Here is a 21,398-nt window from a genome sequence, read left to right as displayed (position 1 = left end):
TCGTTGTTGTCGGGGCGAATTTTACAGACTCCTCGCTGCTTCGTATATTGGCGCCAATCCACCGCCCAAGGAGTGTGCCTCATGCGTGCCGAGATCCGCCCGATTCGTTGGCAGGACGATCAGTTGCTGTTGCTGGACCAGCGCCTTCTACCGGCCGAGGAGACCTATCTGGAGCTCGCGGACTACCGCGCGGCCGGCCAGGCAATCACCGATATGGTGGTGCGGGGTGCCCCAGCAATCGGCATCACGGCTGCGTATGCCATGGTCCTGGCGACGGACAGCGTCGCCCAGCAAGTCGATTGGCAGGTGGCACTGACACAAGCAGCAGAGGAATTGCGGGCGGCAAGGCCGACGGCGGTGAATCTTGCTTGGGCCATCGACCGGCAGCTGGAGCTGGCGCGTGCGCAATCCAGTGCAGCGGCGGCGCGGACAGCCCTGTTGCAAGCTGCCCATGATCTGCTTGCCCAGGATATCGCCGATAACCAGCGCATGGGCCGCTATGGCGTGGAAGCGCTACCCGAGCGTGGCGGCATCCTCACCCACTGTAATACCGGCAGTCTGGCGACCGGAGGATATGGTACCGCGCTGGGGGTGATTCGCGCCGGTTTTGCTGCCGGCCGCGACTGGCAGATTTACGCCGATGAAACGCGCCCCTGGTTGCAGGGTGCGCGGCTCACGGCCTGGGAACTGCAGCAAGAAGGGATTCCTTTCTCGCTGAATGTGGATGCTGCCGCGGGTCATTTGATGGCGACCGGCAAGATCCAGGCAGTCATCGTCGGCGCCGACCGCATCGCCGCCAATGGCGACGCAGCCAACAAGATTGGCACCTATAGTTTGGCGGTGTTGGCCCACTACCATCAGATTCCCTTTTTTGTCGCTGCACCGCTGAGCACGGTGGATTTTGCCATGCCGGAGGGGAGCCAGATTGTCATCGAAGAACGTGCGGCCGACGAGGTGCGCAATTGTGGTGGTCAACAGATGTCCCCAGCGGGGGTGGCGGTGCGCAATCCTGCCTTCGATGTCACCCCGGCGAAACTCATCGCCGGCATCATTACCGAGCGGGGGGTGGCACGGGCGCCGTTTGTTGACGCTCTGGCAGCCCTGCGCGGCTGAGCGAGTGCGCAGCCCAGTGAATGCTGGCATAATCTCTTGATGTCTCGATCGTTGGATACACCATAAATGGTAGATTTCGCCAAGGAAACCATCCCCGTCAGTCTCGAACAGGAGATGCGGCAGTCCTATCTGGACTACGCCATGAGTGTCATTGTCGGGCGCGCCCTGCCCGACGTCCGCGACGGTCTCAAGCCAGTGCATCGGCGTGTGCTCTATGCCATGCACGAGATGAACAACGACTGGAACAAACCCTACAAAAAGTCGGCGCGCGTGGTCGGTGATGTGATTGGTAAATATCACCCGCACGGTGACACGGCGGTCTACGACACCATCGTGCGTATGGCGCAGGATTTTTCCATGCGCTACCCGCTCATCGACGGACAAGGCAACTTTGGTTCGGTGGATGGCGACAGCCCGGCCGCCATGCGTTACACCGAAGTGCGTATGGCGCGGATCGCGCATGAGATGCTCGCCGATATCGACAAGGAGACCGTCGACTTCGGCCCCAACTACGATGAGAAGGAAGTCGAGCCGCTGGTCTTGCCGGCACGCATTCCCAACCTGCTGATCAATGGCTCGGCGGGTATTGCCGTGGGCATGGCGACCAACATCCCGCCGCACAACCTGACGGAAGTCATGAACGCATGTGTGGCCCTGATCGATGACCCCGAACTGGCCGACGAAGCCCTTTTTGCCCTGGTGCCTGCGCCGGATTTTCCCACGGCGGGCATCATCCTCGGCCGCGAGGGGGCGTTGGAGGCCTATCGTACCGGCCGGGGACGGGTGGTGATGCGCGCCCGCGCCGAGTTTGAAACCGACAAAAAATCCGGGCGCCAGAGTATCATCGTCAGCGAGCTACCCTATCAGGTGAACAAAGCTAAGCTCATCGAGCGCATTGCCGAGATGGTCAAGGAGAAGCGTCTCGATGGCATCTCCGACCTGCGTGACGAATCCGATAAGTCGGGTATGCGTATTGCCATAGAGGTCAAGCGCGATGCCAATGGCGACGTGGTACTGAACAATCTCTACCAGCATAGTGCCATGCAGAGCGTTTTCAATATCAATACGGTGGCGCTTCTCGACGGGGCCCCGCGCACCTTGGGGCTGCGTGACCTCTTGCAAGCCTTCTTACGCCATCGCCGCGAAGTCGTCACCCGGCGCAGCATCTTTGAGCTGCGCAAGGCCCGGGACCGCGCCCACATCCTCGAAGGGCTCGCTGTTGCCCTCGCCAATATCGATGCTCTGATCGCCCTCATCCGCGCCGCAGCCAATCCGGCGGAGGCCAGGGCGCAGATGCTGGCGCGGGTCTGGCAACCGGGCATGGTCGAGGCTTTGCTGCGCGAGCGCGGCGAGCCATCGGCGGGACTGCAGGCGGACGGCTATCATCTCTCCGAGGCGCAGGCGCAAGCGATTCTGGATCTGCGGCTGCACCGTCTGACCGGTCTCGAGCAAGACAAGATCCGCGATGAGTATCTCGGCCTGCTCGAGCGCATTGGTGAGCTCCTCGCCATCCTCGGTTCCGAGGCACGGCTGATGGCGGTCGTGCGGGAAGAGCTGGTCGCCATCCGCGATCAGTATGGCGATGCCCGGCGCAGTGAGATTGTGGCGGATACCGGTAACATCAGTAATGAAGACCTGATCGCCGAAGAAGACATGGTCGTCACCTTCACCCATGCTGGCTACATCAAGGCGCAGCCGGTAACCGCCTTCAATGCGCAGCGGCGTGGTGGGCGCGGCAAGGTAGCGACCACCACCAAGGAAGAGGACTTCGTCGAGCGGATGTTCGTCGCCTCGACGCATGCCTACGTGCTCTTTTTCAGTAACCTGGGCAAGGTCTTTTGGCAGAAGGTCTATCAGCTTCCGCAGGCAGGACGTGGCGCGCGTGGCAAGCCCATCGTCAATCTCTTGTCCCTCGCCCCCACCGAGCGCATCACCACGGTGCTGCCGGTGCGCGAATTCCTCGAAGGCTACTACGTATGCATGGTCACGGCCCACGGCGTGGTCAAAAAGACCCCGCTGATGGACTACTCGCGGCCCCGCAACCAGGGCATCAATGCCATCAATCTGGATCCGGGTGATCGTCTGGTGGCCGTCTGTCTTTCCGATGGCCAGCGGGAATTCATGCTCTTCACCCGCGACGGCATGGCGGTGCGTTTCCCAGAGGACAAGGTTCGCCCCATGGGTCGTACCGCGCGGGGCGTACGTGGTATCTCCCTGGCGGAGGAGGACCGCGTCATCTCCGCGCAACTGGTCGAGGAAAATCAGGTCATCCTCACCGCTACGGCCAATGGTTATGGCAAGCTCACGCCGGTGGCCGAGTATCGCCGCACCAATCGCGGTGGCAAAGGGGTCATCGCCATTCAGACGACTGCCCGCAACGGCAAGGTCGTTGGCGCCCTGGCGGTGCAGGACAGCGACGAACTGATGCTGGTCTCCGACGGTGGCACTCTGATCCGCATGGCCGTAAAGGAAATCCGCCGCACGGGCCGCAACGCCCAGGGTGTGCGTCTGATCAATCTGGGGGAAGGGGAACACTTGGCAGGCCTGGCGCTGATTGCCGATACGGAAGACGACGAGGAGGGGCAGGGAGAACTGCCCGTAGATCTGTGATGCCGCAAGAAATCTATAATTTCGGCGCCGGTCCGGCGGTATTGCCCAAGCCGGTCCTGGCGCAGGTGCAGGAAGAACTCCCAGACTGGCATGGCAGCGGCATGTCGGTGATGGAGATGAGTCATCGTGGCCGCGAGTACATGGGTATCATTGCGCAGGCCGAGGCCGATCTGCGTACACTGCTCGCGATTCCCGAAAACTATCGGGTCCTGTTCCTGCAGGGCGGCGCCAGCCAGCAGTTTGCCATGGTACCGATGAACCTGCTCGCGGGCGGTCGTGCCGCCTATGTCGAGACCGGTATCTGGTCGCGCAAGGCGAGCAGCGAGGCACGGCGCTTTGGCGAGATCGATGTCATCGCCAGTAACGCGACGGCAGCGGACCATGCCGTGCCGCGGCAGGAAAGCTGGCAACTGCGCCCCGAGCATCGCTACTGCCACATTGCCGACAATGAGACGATCGACGGTATCGAATTTGATTTTGTCCCGGAAACGGGAGAAGTGCCGCTGGTCAGTGATGCCTCTTCCAATATCCTCTCCAAACCTTTGGATGTCAGTCGTTTTGGCCTGATCTATGCGGGGGCGCAGAAGAATATCGGACCGGCAGGGCTGACCCTGGTCATCGTCCGCGAGGATCTGCTGGGCAAGGCGGGGCCGCAGGTACCGACCATGCTCAACTATGCGGTGCATGCGGAAAACGCTTCGATGTACAACACGCCGCCTACCTTTGCCATTTACGTGGCGGGGCTGGTGTTTCGCTGGCTATTGCAGCAGGGCGGCCTGCCGGCTATGGCCGAAATCAATGCCCGCAAGGCAACGGCATTGTATGCTGCCATCGACGGTTCCGAGGGTTTCTACCGGAATGACGTCGCCACCGCCAATCGTTCGCGCATGAATGTACCGTTCTTTCTGCGCGATAGTCGTCTGGATGGTGAATTTTTGCAGGAAGCGGGGCAGCGGGGACTGCTACAACTCAAGGGCCATCGCCTGTTGAGCGGCATGCGCGCCTCGATCTACAACGCCATGCCCGAGGCCGGGGTACGGGCTTTGGTCGATTTCCTCCACGATTTTGCCCACCGCCATGGCTGAAGCGGGGGAGACAGAACTGCTGCAGTTGCGGCAGGAGATTGATCGTGTCGACAGCGAAATCCTGCGTTTGCTTTCGGAACGAGGACGTCTGGCGCAGCGCGTGGGGGTCTGCAAGCGGGCAGCCGGCAGTAGCCAGTTCTACCACCCCGACCGCGAGGGGGAGATTCTGCGTCGGGTGATGGCAGAGAACCCCGGGCCCTTTGCCGCCGAGCAGGTGGGCAGGATCTTCCGGGAGATCATTTCTGCCGGGCTGGCGCTGGAGCAGTCGCTGCAGGTGGCCTATCTCGGACCAGAGGGGACTTTTTCGCAGCTGGCTGCCGAGAAGCAGTTCGGTACGTCGGCGAGCTTCGTCCCCGTTGCCAACATTGCCGAGATCTTCCGTCAGACCGACAGCGGGTCCACGCAATTTGGTGTCGTGCCGGTGGAAAACAGCACCGAGGGGGCGGTCAACCAGACCCTCGACTTGATGTTGGACTATCCCCTGCAAATCTGCGGCGAGGTGGAACTGCGCATTGTCCACAATTTGGTAGCGTCTATCCCGCGGGCGGCCATCCGTCGCGTGCATGTGCACTATCAGACCCGCGCTCAGTGTCGCCAGTGGCTGGCGCAGAATCTGCCCGCCGTCGAGCTCTGCGATGCGCCGAGCAATGCGGAGGCAGCGCAGCGTGCGGCAGCGGATCCGGAGGGTGCGGCCATCTCCACCCTGGCGGCCGCCCAGCATGCCGGACTGGAGCTGCTTGCCCAAGGGATCGAGGACAACCCCGAAAACAGTACCCGTTTTTGGGTGATCGGCAAGATTGCTACACGCAGCACCGGTGCCGACAAGACCAGCATCGTGGTCGGTGGCGCGCATCGGGCCGGCAGCCTGCACGCCTTGCTCGCGCCCTTTGCCGACGCTGGCATCAGCCTGACGCGGATCGAGTCGCGACCCGCTCGCGGCGCGCTCTGGCAGTATGTCTTTTACCTCGACTTTCTCGGTCATCAGCAGGATCCGGCGGTACGCTCCACCCTGTTGGCGCTGCAGGAGCAGGCGGCATTCGTGCGTATTCTCGGTAGTTATCCCAAGGCGGTGTTTTGATGTCTTTCTCGGTTCAGCCCATGCCCTGGGTCCAGGGCCTGCAATCCTACCAACCGGGCAAACCCCTGGCGGCGCTGGAGCGCGAACTCGGCATTCGCGATGCCATCAAACTGGCTTCCAACGAAAATCCGCTGGGCACCAGCGCCCGCGTGCAAGAAGCCATCAGTGCCGCCTGCCGCAGCCTGGGACGGTATCCAGAGGGTGCCGCGCCAGAGTTGCGCGCCGCCCTCGCCGCCAAACATGGAGTGGCAGAACAGCAGATCCTTTTTGGCAATGGCTCGGACGAGATCATCACCATGCTCTGCCGCGCCTTTGCCGGGCCGGGCACAGAGGTGATCGTGTCCCAATATGCCTTTGCCGCCTATGCCATTGCGGCACGCTCGGTGGGAGCGGAACTCGTGCAGGTAGCCGCTCGCGACTATGGCCATGATCTCGATGCCATGGCCGCGCGAGTTGGTCCTTCTACCCGCCTGATCTTTCTGGCGAATCCCAATAATCCTACGGGCACGCATTTTTCCAGTGCCGAGCTGGATGCTTTCCTCGCGCGGGTACCAGCGCAGGTGTTGGTCGTGCTCGATGAGGCCTATGCGCAACTGATGTCCGCGCAGGACTACCCCAACGGCCTGGAACGTTTGCCAGCGCATCCCAATCTTTTGCTTACGCGCACCTTCAGTAAGGCCTACGGGTTGGCGGGGCTGCGCCTGGGCTACGCCGTCGCCCATCCCGAACTCATCGCCCTCCTCGAACGGCTGCGTTTGCCCTTCAATGTCAACAGTCTGGCGCAGGTGGCGGGCTGTGCTGCCCTGGCCGACAGCGAGCATCTGCAGGCGACCTTGGCGAACAATGCCGTGGGTCTCGCTCTGCTTGCCGATGGACTGCAAAAATTTGGATTGACAATATTGCCGGCTGCGGGCAACTTTATCACCTTTTTCACCCCCGGCCCGGCGCAGCCTGTGTATGAGGCCCTGCTGCGCCGAGGGGTGATCGTGCGGCCGCTCTTGCCTTACGGAATGCCCTCCCATCTGCGCGTCAGTGTGGGCACCCCGCAGGAAAACCGGCGTTTTTTACAGACTTTGGGTGAGGTACTCTGAATCATGATCGTCATCGTCAAACCCCAGGCAACTGCCGAGCAACGCGAGCAATTGCTGCGACGGATCCGCGAACTGGGATTGCAACCCATGGTCAGCAATGGCTCCGAGCGGACCGTGGTTGGCCTCATTGGCGACGAACGGCTGATTGCCGAGGGAATGTTGGAGTCCTTGCCCGCCGTGGAACAGGTCATGCCCATTCTCAAACCGTATAAACTCGTCAGCCGTGAATTCAAGGCCAGTGACAGTATCGTCGAAGTCCGCGGAATCCCCTTTGGCGGCAAGCAGATTCAGGTAATCGCCGGTCCCTGCTCGGTGGAAACGCCAGAGCAGATGCGCCAGGCGGCGGCGGCAGTCCAGGCGGCCGGCTGTCGCCTGATGCGGGGGGGTGCGTTCAAGCCGCGTACCAGTCCCTACACCTTTCAGGGGGTGGGGGATGAGGGGCTCGACTTTTTCCGCGACGCCGCCGACGCTTTCAATCTGCCTATCGTTACCGAACTGATGGATGTGCGCAAAATCGATCTCTTCCTGGAAAAGCGGGTCGACGTCATCCAGATCGGCACCCGCAACATGCAGAATTTCGATCTGCTCAAAGAGGTGGGTCGCCTGGAAGTGCCCATCATTCTCAAACGGGGCATGAGCGCCACCGTCAAAGAATGGCTGATGGCCGCTGAATACATCGCCGCCCACGGCAATCACCGCATTATCTTTGCCGAACGCGGCATCCGCAGCTTCGAGACCAGCTACCGCAATATCCTCGATGTTACCGCCATCCCCTTCCTCAAAAAGGAGACCCATCTGCCGGTCATCGTCGATCCCAGTCATGCCGGCGGCAAGGCCTGGTTGGTGCCTGCCCTGGCCAAGGCCGCCATCGCTGCTGGGGCCGACGGTCTGCTCATCGAGTCGCATCCCTGCCCGGAAGAGGCCTGGTGTGATGCCGATCAGGCACTGAGCCCCGAACAGCTCAAAATCCTGATGGCCGATCTGCGCAAGCTGGCCGAGGCCATTGGTCGCGAACTCTGAGATGTCCACCTTTCCCTTCCAAAACATCGCCATCATTGGCCTGGGGCTGATGGGAGGGAGCCTGGCGCTGGCGTTACGGGCGCGGGGATATACCGGGATCCTGCAGGGAGCAGGTGGCTCGGCATCGGATCTGGGGCTGGCGAGAAGCGCGCAGGGACACGGTCGCGCGGTGTTTGACGAGATTTGCGAAGACCCCGCGGATTTGCCTCTCGGCGCGGTCGACCTCCTGATCCTGGCGGTGCCGCCGGCGGCGTTATCGGTGTATTTCGCGCTGGCCGCCGAGAACTTGCCGGCGGCCGCCGTTGTCACCGACCTGGCGAGTGTCAAGGCGAACAATGTCGCCAAGGGAGAGGCGCTGCTGGGGGCGCGCTATCAATCTTCGCACCCGCTCATCGGTGCGGAGCAGCACGGTTTTGCGGCGGCGCACGCGGATCTTTACCGGGATTACCGTTGCATTCTGTGTCAGGGTTCCGTAACCGACGCAGAGGTTGATGAGCGTCTGACCGGTTTTTGGACAGCACTGGGTGCCGAAGTCTTGCACCTGGATGTGGCGACCCACGACACCGCCCTGGCCGCGACCAGTCACCTGCCGCATCTCCTCGCCTTCGCCTACCTTGAGCTCCTTGGCGCAGAGCCGGAGTTGGCCCTGCTGGCGGGCGGTGGCTTGCGCGACTTCAGCCGCATTGCCGCGAGCGACCCGCGGCTCTGGGCCGACATCCTCTGGCAGAATCGTGCTGCCGTGCGAGCTCGACTGGCGCGTCTGCAAGAGGGCTTGGGGCGGCTCGACGGAGTCCTGGCTGGGGAAGACCCGGCTCCTTTGCTTGCCAGTCTGAGCCGCGGACAACAGACCCGCTCCCGTTTTCGCTTTCCTTCGTCATGAGGCAGACCATGCAGTATCTCGTCCAGCCCGGCGGCGCCTTGCGCGGGCGCCTGCGCGTTCCGGGGGATAAATCGATTTCCCATCGCGCCGTCATCCTCGGTGCCCTGGCCGAGGGAGTGACGGAAGTCAGTGGCCTTCTGGAAGGCGCAGATGTCCTGGCTACCATCGCTGCGTTCCGCGCCATGGGCGTGCAGATCGACGGGCCGGACGACGGCAAGCTGCGGATCCAGGGGGTTGGTCTGCACGGACTGCGCGCGCCGGCAAAACCCCTCGACTGTGGGAACTCCGGTACCGCCATGCGCCTCCTGGCGGGGGTGCTAGCGGGGCAAGACTTTCCCAGCACTCTGGTAGGTGACGAGAGTCTGCATCGGCGTCCCATGGGGCGGGTGATCGACCCTTTGCAGGCCATGGGGGCACGGATCGCGTCCAAGGAGGGCAAGGCGCCGCTGCAGATCGAGGGTACGCGGCTGCACGGCATCGACTATACCCTGCCGATGGCGAGCGCCCAGGTAAAGTCGGCAATCCTGCTGGCGGGTCTGTACGCCGCGGGTCAGACCTGTGTACGTGAACCGGCTCTCACTCGCGATCACAGTGAGCGCATGCTGCGCGGCTTTGGCTATGAGGTGTCGCAAGAACCTTTGCGCGCCTGTCTGCAAGGGGGCGGGCGCTTGGCAGGACAATGCATCGACGTGCCTGCCGACATCTCCTCGGCCACCTTCTTCCTGCTCGGCGCGACCATCGCCCCAGGCTCTGACCTGCTCTTGGAAAATGTCGGTATCAATCCCACCCGCACCGGCGTCATCGAGATCCTGACCCGTATGGGCGCGCGCATCGACCTCACCCAGTTGCGTGAGGTAGGAGGCGAAGCGGTGGCGGATATTCGGGTGCGGTCCAGTCAGCTGCACGGCATCGATATTCCGCCGCGTCTGGTGCCCCTGGCCATCGACGAATTCCCAGCGATCTTTATCGCCGCCGCCTGCGCCGAGGGGCAGACGCGGGTGCGCGAGGCGGAAGAGCTGCGGGTCAAGGAAAGCGATCGCATCGCGGTGATGGCCGCGGGATTGCGGAATCTGGGAGTTCTGGTGGAGGAAACCGCCGATGGCGCGCGCATCGATGGCGGCCAAATACGTGGGGGAACAGTGGACAGCCACGGTGATCATCGCATCGCCATGTCCTTCGCCATGGCTGCCTTGCGTGCCGAGGAAGCGATCCAGATCCTGGATTGCGAAAATGTCGCTACCTCGTTCCCCACTTTCCCCGTGCTTGCCCGCCAGGCGGGCCTGGATCTGGCGCAGGTGGTCTCATGAGCAACGTTCCGGTCATCACCATCGATGGCCCTGGTGGCGTCGGCAAGGGTACCCTCAGCCGACTGCTCGCCGCGCGCCTCGGTTGGCATTTACTCGACAGTGGCTTGATCTATCGCGCCGCGGGGCTGGCGGCGGCGCGTGCTGGCCTGCTCCAGGCGCAGCCGCTGGATGAGGTGCCACTGATTGCCCTGGCGCGGGATCTGCCGTTGCATTTTGCAGAACAGGACGCTGCGACCCATGCGTTCCTCCATGGCGAGGATGTTACCGAGGAATTACGTAGTGCCGAGGCGGGACAGCGTGCCTCGCAACTGGCCGTGATTGCGGATCTGCGGCGCGCACTGCTGCAACGGCAACGGGATTTCCGCCAGCCGCCCGGTCTTGTAGCTGACGGTCGCGATATGGGAACGGTGGTGTTTCCTGATGCGCCCCTCAAGGTATTTATTACTGCAAGTGTCGAAGAACGTTCCAAGCGGCGCCTAAAACAGTTGCTAGAACAGGGAGCTAGTGCTACTCTCGCGCAGGTTGAAAGGGAGATCGCCGAGCGCGATCGCCGTGATCGCGAGCGCAGTGTCGCGCCTCTGGTGCCTGCACCGGATGCGCGCGTTCTGGACAATAGCGGTCAGACCATTGAACAGACTTTTCGGGTTCTCGAAGGGTGGACGCGTGACGCCCTCGGGGAGTTTTTTTGTTGCCAATGATGGCAGTTACAGCATGTATCGGGGCAGAGCAGCGCTCCATCACGAGGTTTAGCGAATTTTATGACCACCCTACACAGTGAAGTGCAGTCCGAACCCAGTTTTGCCGAACTCTTTGCCGAGAGTGAAAGCTCCCAGGGCCTCAAGCCCGGTGACCTGCTCGTCGGTACCGTGACCCGGGTCGACAACGACATCGTCATGGTCGATGTCGGGCTCAAATCCGAAGGACCCATTCCCGCCGAGCAGTTTCGCAATGCCGAAGGCGCCTTGGAAGTCCAGGTTGGTGACCAGGTGGAGGTCTGTCTGGAGTCCGTCGAAGATGGCATGGGTGAAACCCGTCTGTCGCGCGAGAAGGCGCGGCGCGCCAAGACCTGGGAAGAGCTCGAGGCGGCCTTTGCCGACAATGCGGTGGTCAAGGGCTTCCTCACCGGCAAGGTGAAGGGCGGCTTTACCGTCAGCATCGACGGTGTGCGCGCCTTCCTTCCCGGCTCCTTGGTGGACGTGCGTCCGGTGCGCGATGTTGCCTATCTGGAAGGCAAAGAGCTGGAGATGAAGATCATCAAGCTCGATCGCAAGCGCAACAACGTCGTCGTTTCGCGGCGTGCGGTGGTCGAGCAGGAGCAGAGTGCCGAGCGCGGCCAGCTGCTGGAAAGCATTCAGGAGGGCGCGATCCTGCAAGGTGTGGTCAAGAATCTTACCGACTATGGTGCCTTCATCGATCTGGGTGGCATCGACGGGCTGCTGCATATCACCGACATGGGCTGGCGTCGCGTCAAGCATCCCAGCGAAGTGGTCAACGCCGGTGACGAGGTCAAAGTCATTGTCCTCAAGTTCGACCGCGAGCGTGGCCGCATCTCCCTGGGCATGAAGCAGTTGGGTGCCGATCCCTGGCAGGACATCGCCCGTCGCTACCCCGAACACACCCGTATTTTTGGCAAGGTCACCAACATCACCGACTATGGTGCGTTTGTCGAAATCGAGGACGGCGTCGAGGGCCTGGTGCACGTCTCCGAGATCGACTGGACCAACAAGAACGTCAATCCGGCCAAGGCGCTGCATCTGGGCCAGGAAGTGGAGGTCATGGTACTCGATATCGACGAAGATCGTCGCCGTATCTCCCTGGGCATCAAACAATGTCTCCCCAATCCGTGGGAAGACTTTTCCGACAACTTCCAGAAGGGCGACCGGGTATCCGGGCAGATCAAGAGCATTACCGACTTCGGCGTGTTCATTGGTCTGGACGGTGGCATTGACGGTCTCATCCATCTCTCCGACCTGTCCTGGGATCGTCCCGGCGAAGAGGCCGTTCGCGACTTCAAGAAAGGCGACTCGGTGGATGCCGTGGTGCTCAGTATCGATCCCGAGCGGGAGCGTATCAGCCTGGGCATCAAGCAGCTCGAAAACGATCCATTCCTTCAGTTTGTGGCGGCCAATGACAAGGGCGAGATGCTCGACGGCGAAGTCATTAGCGTCGACGGTAAGGGGGTCCTGGTGCGTCTGGCGGAAGGGGTCGAAGGATTTCTCCCCACGCGCGAGATCGCCAAGGGTACGCAGCTGCAAGAGGGAAGCCCGGTGCGCGTCGCGATCGCCGTGGTGGACCGGAAAAATCGCAGCTTGACCTTGGGCAGCAAGGCGCGCGAAGCAGTACACAGCCAATCTTCGGAAGACCAGTCAGCCCTGGTACAGCAGTATGCGCGCAGCGCCGCCACCGGCACCACGAGCCTCGGCGACCTGATCAAGGAGCAGCTCAAGCGCAAGCAGGAAGAAGAGGGCTGAGTTCGCCCTCTGGGTGGCCATCGACCTGCCGTGTTCGATGGCCTGCTTCTTTCCTGCAGATTGGGAGGATTGCCAATGACAAAGTCAGAATTGATCAAATATATCAGTGCGAAACACCCACTGTTGCCGCCGCGGGATATTGAAAATGCCACTCGCCACATTCTCGAATATCTGAGCGACGCCTTGCAGCAGGATGAACGGATCGAGATCCGGGGCTTCGGAAGCTTTTCCCTGCATATTCGTCCGGAGAAGGTGGGGCGCAATCCTCGCACTGGCGAATCGGTACGAGTGCCGGAAAAACGGGTGCCGCATTTCAAGGCCGGCAAGGAGTTGCGTGAGCAGGTCGACTACGCCCCTGCGTCCGTAAGTTAGTTGTCGCCGCTGCCATGGGTACGCTGACCCTGGCCCTGTTTCTGCTGCTTCCAATCGCCTTTTTGGCAGGTTGGTGGGTTTCCGCCCGTCGTGTCCGTCGCCCGACGCCAGTTCCATTGCCGCGTGCCTATGTGCAGGGTTTGGGGCACCTTCTTGGCGAACGCAACGACGAGGCGGTCAAAACCTTCCTCGACGCCCTGCGCCGCTACCCGGAGAGTTCCGAGCTGCTGCTGGCCCTGGGGCGCATGTTCCGACGTCGCGGTGAGCTCGAACGCGCGCTCAGCGTGCATCAACATCTGCTCGATCAGCAAGAGCTGGACCTTGTCGGCAAGCAGGAAGTGCTGCTGGAAATGGCCCGCGACTATCTCAAGGCCGGAATTCTCAATCGTGCTGAGGCGATTTTGGTGGATTTGTTGCGCAAGGACGGTGACTCGTTGCCGGCGCGCGAACTCCTGGCGGAGGTCTATGAGTTGGGCGGCGACTGGGAGCAGGCCATACGCACGCGGCGAGCATTGCGTGAGCGTGGCCAGACGGGACAGAACCGGATTATCGCCTTGCTCTACTGTGAGCTTGCGGAAGAGGGGTTGCGCCGCAAGGAAGCCATTGAAACCTATCTGAGCGAAGCGGAACGGGCAGATGCGCAGTGTCCCCGGCTCGTCCTGCTGCGTGGTCGTATTGCCCATGGGCAGCGTGATTGGGAAGTTGCGGCGCGCCATTGGTCGACGCTGTTGCAGCCTGACCGATTCGCGGTCTTGGCGCAGATTCTGGTACCGTATCTGGAAACCCTGCGCAACTGCGAAGCGTCGCTGGATTGCCGCGCCTGGCGCGCGCAATTGCTGACTCTGGCAGACAGTGCCTCTCTCCTGCTGCCGCGGCTTGTGGAGGCTGTCCGTCAGGTGGAAGGAGACGCAAAAGTTATCGCGTTACTGCAGGATAAGCTGCGTAACGGCGATGATCGGGTCGTCCTGCAACTCTATCTGCGCGCCGGCGGCGATGCTGCCGCCGTCGTACCGCAAATGCAGCGGGCAATTGCGGAATTGCCCCTTGCCGACGGGCTCTTTCACTGCCAGCAGTGTGGCTACCAGACCGCAGAATTTTATTGGCGCTGCCCCAGCTGTCGCCATTGGGACACCTTTCGCAGCGGAGGACTGGCAGCATGACCCCACTCATCGTAGCTCTCGATTTTCCGGACGCTCCATCGGCCCTCGCTTTGGCCGATCGTCTTGACCCGCAACAATGCCGGGTAAAGGTCGGCAAGGAGCTGTTTACCCGCGCCGGCCCGGCAGTGGTGGAAAATCTGCAGGCGCGCGGCTTTCAGGTATTTTTGGATCTGAAGTTTCATGACATCCCGGCAACTGTTGCCGGCGCCTGTCGGGCGGCAGCCGAGCTGGGCGTATGGATGCTCAATGTGCATGCCAGCGGCGGGCGGGCAATGCTCGAAGCGGCGCGGGAGGCCGTGTCCGTCAGTGCTGCGCCGCCGCTGCTGATTGCCGTTACTGTCCTCACCAGTCTGGATGCTGCTGATCTGGAAGAGATTGGTTGCCACAGCAAGCCCGCCGAACAGGTGCGACGGCTCGCCGCACTGAGCGCGGAGACCGGGCTCGCCGGTGTTGTATGCTCTGCCCAGGAGGCTGGGCAATTGCGGCAGGAGCTGCCGGCTTTGCTACGCGTTACACCGGGAATTCGTCCCGCGGGCTTTGCCCGGGACGACCAGCGGCGTGTCCTCACCCCCGCTGCGGCCCTGGCCCAAGGCGCCGATTACTTGGTGATCGGAAGACCGATTACGGCCGCCCCCGATCCCGGTGCCGTCGTCGCCGCAATCGTTGCCGATATGGCCGCGGCGAGTGTACGGTAGACCCGTTCCATTGTGGAGAATCGATAAATGGTGAAGCCAATGCTCAATCCCGATCAACTTGTCGCCCTCTATGAACAGGACGGCGCCCTCCTGCACGGTCACTTTTTGCTTTCCTCGGGTTTGCACAGCGATACCTATCTGCAATCGGCTCGGGTTTTACAGCACCCCGAGCACGCTGCCCAGGTCGCCGAGGCGATGGTCGCCGGTATCCCCGCTGCATTGCGTGCACAGATCACCGCGGTTGTCGGTCCGGCCATGGGCGCGGTCATCGTTGCCCATGAGTGCGGACGGGCCCTGGGGGTGCGCGCCTTCTTTACCGAGCGGGAGGGCGGACAGATGAGCCTGCGGCGTGGCTTTGCTCTCGATCCCGGAGAAGGGGTACTGGTGGTCGAAGACATCACCACCACCGGTGGCTCCACCCGTGAATGCATCGCCGTGGTGCAGGCCGGTGGGGGAAAAGTACTGGCAGTATCGGCAATCATCGACCGCAGCAATGGGGGCATTCCGGATTTCGACGGAGTGCCGTATTATCCGCTGCTTCGTTTGCCCGTGCAGACCTGGGAGGCGGCCAATTGTCCCCTCTGTGCCGCGGGTTCACCGGCAGTCAAGCCCGGGAGCCGCGGCTTGCGTTGAAGTTGAGCAAATTCGGTCAAGGTCTTAGGATGGTCCTATGACCATGGAAACACAGCAGAGAAAGGATCAAGTCATGGAGTTGAGTACCCCAGCCGATGCGCCGTTGCAGCGGCATATGCGTTTTACGGTGCCTGCCGCCGATGTCGAAGCACACTACAAGGAGTCCCTGCGCCACAAGGCGAAACATGCCCGCTTGCCGGGGTTTCGCCCGGGCAAGGTACCGATGCCGGTGGTCGAGCGCCAGTTTGGACGTGATGCCCTGCTCGAGGCCTTCGACGAGTTGATCAACGAACAGTATGCCAATGCCCTGCGCAGCCACGAACTGCGCCCGGTAGCGCGGCCTGAGGTCAACGTCGAGCAGGGGGCGCCGGGGCAGGATCTGATCTTTACCGCGGTGGTCGAAGTCTATCCAGAGTTTACTCCGCAGACGCCCAGCGCCTCGCTGACGCGCAATGTCGTGGAAATTACCGACGAGGACGTCGAACGCACGCTCACCGTCATGCGCCAGCAGCGCCAGGACTACGTCTCGGTGCAACGGCCAGCGCAGGCCCAGGATCGCGTGCTGATCGATTTTGTCGGCAAGATCGATGGCGAACCCTTTGCTGGCGGAAGCATGGATGATTATCCGGTTCTCATCGGCGCGGGGCGTCTTTTGCCGGAGATGGAAAATGCCTTGATTGGGATGTCTGCAGGAGAGGAAAAGCAGGTTGCCGTCCCCTTCCCGGCAGAGTATCCAGTGGCCGAACTGGCTGGCAAAATGGCGGATTTTCTGGTGCGGGTGAAGGACATTGCCGAGCCACGGCTGCCTGAGCTGGACAGTGAGTTCGCGCGCTCCCTGGGTATCGAGGATGGCGACGTGGCGACTCTGCAGGAGGAGGTGCGTGCCAATCTCCAGCGCGAAGCCGAGCGACTCAGCCGTCAGCAGCTCAAGGCAGGACTGATGCAGGAAGTGCTGGCCGCCAACGTAATCGAAGTACCCAAGGCGTTGCTTGAGCAAGAGGCGGAGCGGCAAAAGCAGGGTCGAGAGGGTGAACTCAGTGCGGAGCAGGTTGCCGAAGTGGAAAAGCGCGTGCGCCTGGGTCTTATCCTCTCCGAATTGGCTCGCCAGCAGCAACTGCGTGCAGCAAGCGCAAAGATGGAGCAGGCCCTGGCGGAAATGGCTGAGCAGTACGAAGACCCGCGTGAGTTCATGGCCTGGTACCGCAAGGATCAAGAACGGATGGAAAATCTGGAATCGATGGTCCTGGAGGATGCGGTAGTGGACTGGCTGCTGGAGCGTGTTACAGTGGAAGAACAGAAGATTGGGTTTCAGGATCTGATTGGTGCTCGTGCTGGCACAGGCAGTGAAGGCTGAAGCAGGATAACCTGGAGGGCAGTGGTGATGAAGCGGGTATTGCAGGACGAAAATATGCTGGAAACGCGGGCTCTGGGGTATGTTCCCATGGTTATCGAGCAGACCGGACGTGGCGAGCGCGCCTTTGATATCTACTCCCGCCTGCTCAAGGAGCGAGTCATTTTCCTGGTCGGCCCGGTGGAAGACATGATGGCCAATTTGGTAGTGGCCCAGCTCCTGTTTCTGGAAGCGGAAAATCCGGAAAAAGATATCGCCCTCTATATCAACAGCCCGGGGGGTTCGGTGACGGCAGGGCTGGCCATTTACGATACCATGCAATTCATCCGACCCGCTGTCAGTACGGTTTGCGTGGGGCAGGCGGCCAGTATGGGGGCAGTGCTTCTCGCCGCAGGGGCCGCTGGCAAGCGCTACGCCCTTCCCAATGCCCGGATCATGCTGCACCAACCTTCGGGCGGCTTTCAGGGGGTGGCGCACGATATCGACATCCACGCCAAAGAGATTTTGCGGATTCGCGAGCGTCTGAACGAGATCCTGGTGCATCACACCGGTCAGGACAAAGAACGGATCGAGCGAGATCTCGATCGAGATTTCTTCATGTCTGCCAATGAAGCAAAAGAGTATTGTTTGGTTGATGCCGTCATCACCCATCGCGGTGATGACGAGAGTGCCTGAAGACAGGCAGGAGTGTAGCGATGTCTGGAAAAAACGAGAGCAGTGGTGACAAGAACCTCTGTTGTTCCTTTTGTGGCAAAACGCAACACGAAGTACGCAAGCTGATTGCCGGACCCAACGTCTTCATCTGCGACGAATGTATCGAGCTTTGTAATGATATCGTCAAGGATGAATCCTTGGACGAAACTGCCAGCGACAAGGAGCAGAAGCTCCCCAAGCCGATGGAGATTCGTCAGACCCTGGACGATTATGTCATTGGTCAGGACGTCGCCAAAAAGGTCCTGTCGGTGGCAGTGTACAACCATTACAAACGCCTTGAACATGGCGGGTCGGGTAGCGATGTGGAGCTCGACAAGAGCAATATCCTGCTCATCGGCCCCACCGGTTCGGGTAAGACCCTGCTGGCGCAGACCCTTGCGCGCCTGCTCAATGTCCCCTTCGCCATGGCCGACGCCACGACCCTGACCGAGGCCGGTTATGTCGGTGAAGATGTCGAGAACATCATCCAGAAGCTGCTGCAGAAGTGCGACTACGACGTTGAGAAGGCGCAGACGGGCATCGTCTATATCGATGAAATCGACAAGATTTCTCGCAAGTCCGAAAATCCCTCCATCACCCGTGATGTGTCGGGGGAGGGAGTGCAGCAGGCCCTGCTCAAATTGATCGAAGGCACGGTCGCCTCGGTGCCGCCGCAGGGCGGCCGCAAGCACCCGCAGCAGGAGTTTTTGCAGGTCGATACCCGCAATATCCTCTTCATTTGTGGTGGTGCCTTTGCCGGCCTGGAAAAGGCCGTCGCCAGCCGTCTGGAGAAGGGCGGTATCGGCTTTGGTGCCAAGATCAAGAAAGGTAAGGAAAACTTGGCCACGGCGACGATGATGGAAAATCTCGAACCCGAGGATCTGGTGCGTTATGGACTCATTCCAGAGTTTGTCGGTCGCCTGCCCATCCTCGCCCTGCTCGAAGAACTGGACGAAAATGCCTTGGTGACGATCCTTACCGAGCCCAAGAATGCCCTCGTCAAGCAGTATCAAAAGCTCTTTGCCCTGGAGAGCATCCAGCTCGAGATCCGCCCCGAGGCCCTGCGCGCCATTGCCAAGAAGGCGCTCACGCGCAAGACTGGTGCGCGTGGACTGCGCTCGATTCTCGAGCATATTTTGCTCGATACCATGTACGAGCTACCCTCCATGTCGGGTATCAAAAAGGTCGTAATTGATGCCGGGGTCGTCGAAAATGGCAACCAGCCGCTGCTGGTCTACGATGAAGCGGCCAAGGTGGATGCTTCTCACCCTGCCTGAACCTTCCTGATCCGACGCTGTTGAAAACGACAGCGTCGGCCCCCATTTCCTCCTTCCATGGGGAGAGTTTTTCTTCCCCGCTACCCTGGAGTGAAGCGTGGCTGAATCCAAAACGAGTTCTCTCATGAGCGAAGAATCCCTCATCGTCCCCGTCCTGCCCCTGCGCGACGTGGTGGTGTTTCCCTTTATGGTCATCCCTCTCTTTGTCGGACGGCCAAAATCCATCCGCGCCCTGGAGGACGCCATGGCCGGCGACAAGCAGATCCTGCTCGTTGCCCAGCGCAACGCCGCCGATGACGATCCCGAGCCGGAGCGGATCTTCCGCATGGGAACGGTCGCGACCATCCTGCAACTGCTGAAGTTGCCGGATGGCACGGTGAAGGTGCTGGTGGAAGGTACCGACCGGGCCCGTATCCAGGCCTTTCTGCCGGCCGAAGAGACCCTGCGCGCGCAGATTGCCGTGGTGCGTTCCGGTACCGCCAATGACCGCGAGCTGGAGGCCTTGGTTCGTTCGGTGCAGGCTCAGTTCGAGGCCTACGTCAAGCTCAATAAGAAGATTCCGCCCGAGATCCTGCAAACCCTCGCGAGCATCGACGACCCGGCGCGCCTGGCCGATACCGTGGCCGCCCATCTCAACCTCAAGCTCGAGGAAAAACAGGAAATCCTGGAAAAGGCCGAGACCCGCGCGCGGCTCGAACATCTGCTCGGCATGATGGAGTCTGAGATCGATCTGTTGCAGGTGGAAAAGCGGATTCGCGGTCGCGTCAAGCGGCAGATGGAAAAGAGCCAGCGCGAGTACTACCTCAATGAGCAGATGAAGGCCATTCAAAAGGAGCTGGGGGATCTGTCGGAGGAGGGCGGCAACGAGGCCGACGAGCTGGCACGCAAGATCCAGAAGGCTGGCATGCCTAAAGACGTGCGTGCCAAGGCCGATGCAGAGCTGAAAAAGCTGCGCATGATGAGTCCGATGTCGGCGGAAGCCACCGTAGTGCGCAACTACATCGACTGGCTCGTTGCCGTGCCGTGGAAGAAGCGCAGCAAGATGACCCAGGACCTGGCCCATGCCAAGGAGATTCTGGATGCCGACCACTACGGCCTGGAAGACGTGAAAGAGCGAATCCTGGAATATCTCGCAGTGCAGCAGCGGGTCGGCAACAGCCATGGTCCGATCCTCTGTCTGGTGGGCCCGCCAGGGGTGGGTAAGACCAGTCTCGGCCGTTCCATCGCGCAAGCGACGGGGCGCAAATTCGTGCGCATGTCCCTCGGCGGCGTTCGCGATGAAGCGGAAATCCGCGGGCATCGCCGCACCTACATCGGCGCCTTGCCTGGCAAAATCGTGCAGAGCCTGTCCAAGGTGGGTACCCGCAACCCGCTGATGTTGCTTGACGAAGTCGACAAGATGGCCATGGATTTTCGCGGCGATCCGGCCTCGGCCCTGCTCGAAGTCCTCGATCCGGAGCAGAATAACACCTTCAACGATCATTACCTGGAGGTGGATTTCAATCTGTCCGAGGTTATGTTCGTCACCACTGCCAATACCCTCAATATCCCGGCACCGCTGATGGATCGTATGGAGGTGATTCGCATCTCGGGGTATACCGAAGACGAGAAAATCCACATCGCCAATCAGTACCTGCTGCCCAAGCAGATTGAGAAGGCCGGTTTGCAGAAGGACGAAATCCAGATCTCGACGGCCGTGATTCGGGATATCATCCGTCATTACACCCGCGAAGCTGGGGTGCGGAATCTCGAACGGGAACTGGCACGCCTTTGCCGCAAAGTGGTCAAGGAGCTGCTCCTCGACAAAAAACGCCGCAAGATACAGATCAGCGAGCGCAATCTCGACAAGTATCTCGGCGTACAGCGCTTCGATTTTGGCAAGGCCGAGAAAGAGAATCGCATCGGCGAAGTCACTGGCCTGGCCTGGACGGAGGTGGGTGGCGAACTGCTGAGCATTGAAGCGGTGGTGGTCCCGGGACGGGGTAAGTTGCTGATCACCGGCAAGCTGGGCGACGTCATGCAAGAGTCGATTCAGGCAGCGATGAGCGTGGTGCGCGCCCGTTCCGGTATTCTCGGTATTGCCCCGGATTTCTATCAGAACTGGGATGTGCACATTCATGTGCCGGAAGGCGCCACCCCCAAGGATGGTCCAAGTGCCGGTATCGGTATGGTCACGGCCCTGGTTTCGGCGCTGGCCGGTATCCCGGTGCACGCCAGTGTGGCGATGACCGGTGAAATTACCTTGCGTGGCGAAGTGCTGCCGATTGGTGGATTGAAAGAAAAACTGTTGGCAGCACATCGCGGTGGCATCAGCACCGTGCTGATCCCGGCAGAGAATGAAAAGGATCTGCAGGATATTCCCAAAAACGTGCGCGATGCCCTGACCATCAAACCGGTGCGCTGGATAGACGAGGTCTTTGCCATTGCCCTGGAACGGATGCCAGAACCGGTACCGGCCAATGAAGAGGGCGCCGTGGCGGCGGCTGCCGTTCCGGTCGATGAAGGCACTGGCAAACGTGGTGCGGCGCACTGAAACTAATTGCCGCCCCAGAATAAATCTGG

At 61.1% G+C, this 21,398-nt stretch carries 18 protein-coding genes; all 18 read left to right on the top strand.

What is annotated here, in order from left to right; genetic code table 11:
• Window positions 1-81 precede the first annotated feature (81 nt).
• The 18 genes from mtnA (at window position 82) to lon (ending at window position 21,369) form a co-directional block, all read left to right on the top strand.
• Window positions 82-1,113 (top strand): S-methyl-5-thioribose-1-phosphate isomerase, encoded by a 1,032-nt coding sequence (mtnA, locus tag ACQAYK_RS08225; protein ID WP_483167465.1) that lies wholly within the window; start codon window positions 82-84, stop codon window positions 1,111-1,113.
• 66 nt (window positions 1,114-1,179) lie between these two features.
• Window positions 1,180-3,723: a DNA gyrase subunit A gene (gyrA, locus tag ACQAYK_RS08220; protein WP_483167464.1), complete on the top strand. Its 2,544-nt coding sequence runs from the start codon at window positions 1,180-1,182 to the stop codon at window positions 3,721-3,723.
• Window positions 3,723-4,808 (top strand): 3-phosphoserine/phosphohydroxythreonine transaminase, encoded by a 1,086-nt coding sequence (gene serC / locus ACQAYK_RS08215; RefSeq protein ID WP_483167463.1) that lies wholly within the window; start codon window positions 3,723-3,725, stop codon window positions 4,806-4,808. Before gyrA ends, serC begins: the two co-directional genes overlap by 1 nt.
• Window positions 4,801-5,886, top strand: a complete 1,086-nt coding sequence (gene pheA / locus ACQAYK_RS08210; RefSeq protein ID WP_215871841.1) for a prephenate dehydratase — start codon at window positions 4,801-4,803, stop codon at window positions 5,884-5,886. Before serC ends, pheA begins: the two co-directional genes overlap by 8 nt.
• Window positions 5,886-6,977 carry a histidinol-phosphate transaminase gene (gene hisC, locus ACQAYK_RS08205; protein WP_215871840.1) on the top strand — a complete coding sequence of 364 codons (1,092 nt, stop codon included), beginning with the start codon at window positions 5,886-5,888 and terminating at the stop codon, window positions 6,975-6,977. Before pheA ends, hisC begins: the two co-directional genes overlap by 1 nt.
• 3 nt (window positions 6,978-6,980) lie before the next feature.
• Window positions 6,981-7,997 (top strand): 3-deoxy-7-phosphoheptulonate synthase, encoded by a 1,017-nt coding sequence (gene aroF / locus ACQAYK_RS08200; RefSeq protein WP_215871839.1) that lies wholly within the window; start codon window positions 6,981-6,983, stop codon window positions 7,995-7,997.
• Window position 7,998: 1 nt separating this feature from the next.
• A complete protein-coding gene (locus tag ACQAYK_RS08195; protein WP_215871838.1) occupies window positions 7,999-8,877 on the top strand; it encodes a prephenate dehydrogenase in 879 nt (292 codons plus the stop codon).
• Window positions 8,878-8,885: 8 nt separating this feature from the next.
• The gene (aroA, locus tag ACQAYK_RS08190) at window positions 8,886-10,184 is read left to right on the top strand and encodes a 3-phosphoshikimate 1-carboxyvinyltransferase (protein ID WP_215871837.1); all 1,299 of its coding nucleotides are present in this window, start codon (window positions 8,886-8,888) and stop codon (window positions 10,182-10,184) included.
• A complete protein-coding gene (gene cmk / locus ACQAYK_RS08185) occupies window positions 10,181-10,882 on the top strand; it encodes a (d)CMP kinase (protein ID WP_215871836.1) in 702 nt (233 codons plus the stop codon). Before aroA ends, cmk begins: the two co-directional genes overlap by 4 nt.
• A gap of 60 nt (window positions 10,883-10,942) precedes the next feature.
• Window positions 10,943-12,655 (top strand): 30S ribosomal protein S1, encoded by a 1,713-nt coding sequence (rpsA, locus tag ACQAYK_RS08180; protein WP_215871835.1) that lies wholly within the window; start codon window positions 10,943-10,945, stop codon window positions 12,653-12,655.
• Between the two features lie 75 nt (window positions 12,656-12,730).
• Window positions 12,731-13,027: an integration host factor subunit beta gene (locus ACQAYK_RS08175; protein ID WP_215871834.1), complete on the top strand. Its 297-nt coding sequence runs from the start codon at window positions 12,731-12,733 to the stop codon at window positions 13,025-13,027.
• Between the two features lie 14 nt (window positions 13,028-13,041).
• The gene (locus ACQAYK_RS08170; protein ID WP_215871833.1) at window positions 13,042-14,187 is read left to right on the top strand and encodes a tetratricopeptide repeat protein; all 1,146 of its coding nucleotides are present in this window, start codon (window positions 13,042-13,044) and stop codon (window positions 14,185-14,187) included.
• Window positions 14,184-14,882, top strand: coding sequence for an orotidine-5'-phosphate decarboxylase (gene pyrF / locus ACQAYK_RS08165; protein WP_215871832.1), 699 nt, complete (start codon window positions 14,184-14,186; stop codon window positions 14,880-14,882). The genes ACQAYK_RS08170 and pyrF overlap by 4 nt, the downstream gene beginning before the upstream one ends.
• 27 nt (window positions 14,883-14,909) lie before the next feature.
• The gene (pyrE, locus tag ACQAYK_RS08160) at window positions 14,910-15,515 is read left to right on the top strand and encodes an orotate phosphoribosyltransferase (protein ID WP_483167462.1); all 606 of its coding nucleotides are present in this window, start codon (window positions 14,910-14,912) and stop codon (window positions 15,513-15,515) included.
• Between the two features lie 37 nt (window positions 15,516-15,552).
• Entirely contained in the window at window positions 15,553-16,869 is a 1,317-nt protein-coding gene (gene tig, locus ACQAYK_RS08155; protein ID WP_483167461.1) for a trigger factor, read from the top strand.
• 27 nt (window positions 16,870-16,896) lie between these two features.
• Window positions 16,897-17,541 (top strand): ATP-dependent Clp endopeptidase proteolytic subunit ClpP, encoded by a 645-nt coding sequence (clpP, locus tag ACQAYK_RS08150; RefSeq protein WP_483168027.1) that lies wholly within the window; start codon window positions 16,897-16,899, stop codon window positions 17,539-17,541.
• 20 nt (window positions 17,542-17,561) lie between these two features.
• Window positions 17,562-18,836 carry an ATP-dependent Clp protease ATP-binding subunit ClpX gene (gene clpX / locus ACQAYK_RS08145; protein WP_483167460.1) on the top strand — a complete coding sequence of 425 codons (1,275 nt, stop codon included), beginning with the start codon at window positions 17,562-17,564 and terminating at the stop codon, window positions 18,834-18,836.
• Window positions 18,837-18,960: 124 nt separating this feature from the next.
• A complete protein-coding gene (lon, locus tag ACQAYK_RS08140; protein ID WP_483167459.1) occupies window positions 18,961-21,369 on the top strand; it encodes an endopeptidase La in 2,409 nt (802 codons plus the stop codon).
• Window positions 21,370-21,398: the final 29 nt, after the last annotated feature.

The sequence above is a fragment of the Acidithiobacillus sp. AC3 genome (assembly GCF_050261095.1).
Classification (GTDB): Bacteria; Pseudomonadota; Gammaproteobacteria; order Acidithiobacillales; family Acidithiobacillaceae; genus Igneacidithiobacillus; species Igneacidithiobacillus copahuensis.
The sequence above is the reverse complement of the archived record's forward strand: the minus strand, read 5'-3'. Positions and strand labels throughout refer to the sequence as shown.